The organism is Pseudonocardia pini, from assembly GCF_013870575.1.
Lineage (GTDB): Bacteria > Actinomycetota > Actinomycetes > Mycobacteriales > Pseudonocardiaceae > Pseudonocardia > Pseudonocardia pini.
Genome location: NZ_JACBXB010000566.1, coordinates 1 through 3,750 on the forward strand (window position 1 = coordinate 1; position 3,750 = coordinate 3,750).

Annotated in this window: 2 protein-coding genes; both read left to right on the forward strand. The window is 73.9% G+C overall.

Annotation, left to right across the window (positions count from 1 at the left end):
- On the forward strand, positions 1-2,763 hold a 2,763-nt coding region (locus H5J29_RS24805; protein WP_181783440.1), incomplete at its 5' end, for a non-ribosomal peptide synthetase.
- 45 nt (positions 2,764-2,808) lie between these two features.
- Positions 2,809-3,750 (forward strand): TauD/TfdA family dioxygenase (locus H5J29_RS24810; protein ID WP_181783441.1); only part of this gene is annotated, 942 nt, incomplete at its 3' end.

A 3,750-nucleotide genomic window follows, 5' to 3' on the forward strand; every position in this document is an offset into this window, starting at 1 on the left:
ACGGAGGTCCTCGACGCCGCCGCCGGTTCCCGGATCGCGGGCTACCACCTCGCAGCGCTCGCGCAGCTCGGCGCCGATCCAGCCACGGACCACACCACGACCACGCTGCTCTCCGACGAGGAGCGCGCCTTCCAGCTCGTGGGCCTGGCCGGGCCCGAGCGCCCGCTGCCCGACCGGCGGTTCCACGAGCTCGTCGAGGAGCGCGTCCGCAGGCACCCCGACGCGGTCGCCGCCGTGCAGGGCGAGGTGCGCTGGACCTACGCCGAGCTGAACGACCGGGCCAACCGCCTCGCCCGCGCGCTCCGGGCCCGCGGGCTGGAGCGGGAGGGAGCCGTCGGCGTGGTCATGGAGCGCGACCTCGACTGGATGGTCGCCGTCCTGGCCGTGTTCAAGGCGGGTGGGGTGTACCTGCCGATCGAGCCGCACTTCCCGGCCGAGCGCATCCGGACGACGCTGACGCGCGGGGACGCCACGCTCGTCGTCGCCGAACCGGGCAGCACGGAGACCCTGGCCCGCGCGCTCGACACGATGCCCGAGGTCTCCGTGCTGACCCTCGCCGACGCGCTGGCGGAGCAGGGCGACGGCAGCGACCTCGGCGTCGAGGTCGGGCCCGACCAGGCGGCGTACGTCTACTTCACCTCGGGCTCCACCGGTGAGCCCAAGGGAGCGATGTGCGAGCACGCGGGGATGCTCAACCACCTCCTCGCCAAGATCGAGGACCTGGAGATCGCCGAGGGTGCGGTGGTCGCCGAGATCGCCCCGCAGTGCTTCGACATCTCGCTCTGGCAGCTGCTGTCGGCGCTGCTGGTCGGCGGCCGGACCGTCGTGGTGGACCAGGACTCGATCCTCGACGTCGAGCGGTTCGTGGACACCGTCGTCGGCGAGCGGGTCGCGGTCCTGCAGGTCGTGCCGTCCTACCTCGAGGTCGTGCTGTCCTACCTGGAGCGCACCGGCCGGGAGCTACCCGACCTCCGGTGCGTCTCGGCGACCGGCGAGGCGCTGCGGACCGAGCTCGCCCAGCGGTTCTTCGGGCAGGTACAGGGCGTGTCGCTGGTCAACGCCTACGGCCTGACCGAGACCTCCGACGACACCAACCACGAGGTCATGCGGTCCGCCCCGGCCAAGGTCGTGCTCGGTCCGGCGGTGCGCAACGTGCGTGTCTACGTCACCGACGAGAACCTCGAGCCCGTCCCGCTCGGCGCCCCCGGCCTGATCTGCTTCGCCGGGGTCTGCGTGGGCCGGGGCTACGTCAACGACCCGGACCGCACGCGTGCGGTCTACCTGACCGACCCGCACGTGCCCGGAGAGCGGCTCTACCGCGGCGGTGACTACGGCCGCTGGACCCCCGAGGGCACACTCGAGTTCCTCGGCCGCCGGGACAGCCAGGTGAAGATCCGCGGCTTCCGGATCGAGATCGGCGAGATCGAGAACGCGCTGCAGGGCGTTCCCGGGGTGCGCACCGGCGCCGTCGTCGTGGCCGAGCGACCCGGCGCGGGCGCTCAGCTCGTCGGCTTCTACACCGCGGCCGACGACCTGCCCGTCGACCTGCTGCGGGACGGCCTGGCCCGCACGCTTCCCGGGTACATGGTGCCCGCCGCGTTCCATCGTCGGGAGCGGCTGCCGCTGACCGCCAACGGCAAGATCGACACGAAGGCGCTGACGGCGCTCGCCGCCGAGTTGGGCCAGGAGCCCGCGGCGGCCGGGCACGAGCCTCCCGCGACCCCCGCCGAGCACCGGCTCGCCGCCGCGTTCGCGAAGATCCTCGGGGTGCCGGAGGCGGACGTCGGCCGACACGACCACTTCTTCGACCGGGGCGGCTCGTCGCTCTCGGCGGTCAAGCTCGCGGTGGCGCTGGACCGGGCGGTGTCGCTCAAGGACATCACCCGCAACCCGGTGCTCGCCGACCTGGCCACCCTCCTCGACGCGCCCGCCGACGTCGCCGGCCCGGGACATCCCGCAGCGCGACCCGAGCTGTTGACCACGCTCGCCGGCGGAGCCGACCCGGGGCGGGCGCTGGTCTGCTTCCCGCCCGCCGGGGGGAACGCCGTCAACTTCCGGTCGGTGGCCACCGAGCTGTCGGGGCTGTCGGGGCTGTCGGGGCTGTCGGGGCTGTCGGGGCTGACCGGGCTCACCGTGTACGGCGTCGAACCGCCCGGCCACGACCCCTCCGCCACGGAGCGGCCGGCACCGCTCGCCGAGATCGTCGACCGCGTCTGCGCGGAGATCGCGGGCAGGCACCTCACCCGCGTGCTGCTGTGGGGGCACTCCGCGGGCGCCGCGTTCGCCGTCGCCGCAGCGCGGGCGCTGGAGGAGCGGGGCATCCGCGTCGAGCTGGTCGTCGTGTCCTCGCAACAGCTCGGCGACCCCGTGACACGGCGGAACGAGATCGTCGAGCTGTCCGGCCGCTCGGACGCCGCGCTGGTCGACCGCCTGCGCGAGACGGGCCTGCACCCGGAGCTCGGCGGGCTCGATCCGGAGGGGGCCGGGCGGGTCGCGGCGGCGTACCGCCACGACTGCATCGAGGCGCACCGCTACCTGGCGGACGCCGCCGAGTCCGGGACCGAGGTCACCGCGCACGTCCTGGTCGTCCGCGCCGCCGACGACCCGAGCACCGCCGACCCGGCCCGGAGCCGGGACTGGGAGCTCCTCGCCGGTGCGGTGCAGACCCGAGAGCTCGACGGGGGCGGGCACCACTTCCTCCGGACCAGACCCCACGAGGCGGCCGCCGCCGTCCTCGACGCGGTCCGCGCGCCGTCTGTCTGAGCAGCACCCACCGTCCGCGAGCACACCTTCAGGAAGGACACCGACATGACCCAGCCCGCACCCGCCCTGGACCTCACCCAGCGTCCCGGCGGACCCGTCGTCCTGACCACCGCCGCACCGCACGGCCCCGCCGCCTGGGCCGCCGAGAACCGTGACACCGTCCGGAGCCTCGTGACGCAGTACGGACACCTGTTCGTGCGCGGCCTCGGCCTGCAGGACCGGGCGGCCACGGCCGCCGTGTTCGGCGGGCTCACGGACTCGCTGCTCGGCGAGCGCGAGGCCTTCGCCCCCCGGCGGCACCTCGGCGACGGCGTGCACTCGTCGACCGCCTGGCCCGCCAACCAACAGATGTGCATGCACCACGAGCTGAGCTACACGCTCGAGTTCCCGGGCCTGCTGCTGTTCGCCTGCATCGACCCGCCCGCGGCCGGTGGCGCCACCACGGTGGCCGATGCCGCCGCGGTGGTCGAGGCGCTGCCCGCCGACCTCGTCGCCCGTCTCGAGCGAGAGGGCTGGATGCTCACCCGCACCTACAACGACGAGATCGGCGCCTCCTGGCCCGACGCGTTCGGCACGGACGACCGCGCCACCGTCGAGGCCTACTGCCGCGGCAACGCGATCGAGTTCGGATGGACCCCCGACGGCGGCCTCACGACGCGGCAGCGCCGACTCGCCGTCGTCCGGCACCCGGTGACCGGGGTGCGCTGCTGGTTCAACCAGATCGCCTTCCTCAACGAGTTCACGCTCGACCCGGACGTCCGCGAGTTCCTCGTCGACAGCTACGGGCCCGACGGCCTGCCGTTCACCACCAGGTTCGGCAACGGCGACCCGATCGGTCCGGAGGTGGTCGCGCTGATCAACGACGTCTACACCGCCCACACCCTGCGCGAACCGTGGCAGGCGGGGGACCTGTTGCTCGTCGACAACGTCCGGAACGCGCACAGCCGCGAGGCCTACCAGGGCGACCGGCAGGTGCTGGTCGGGCTG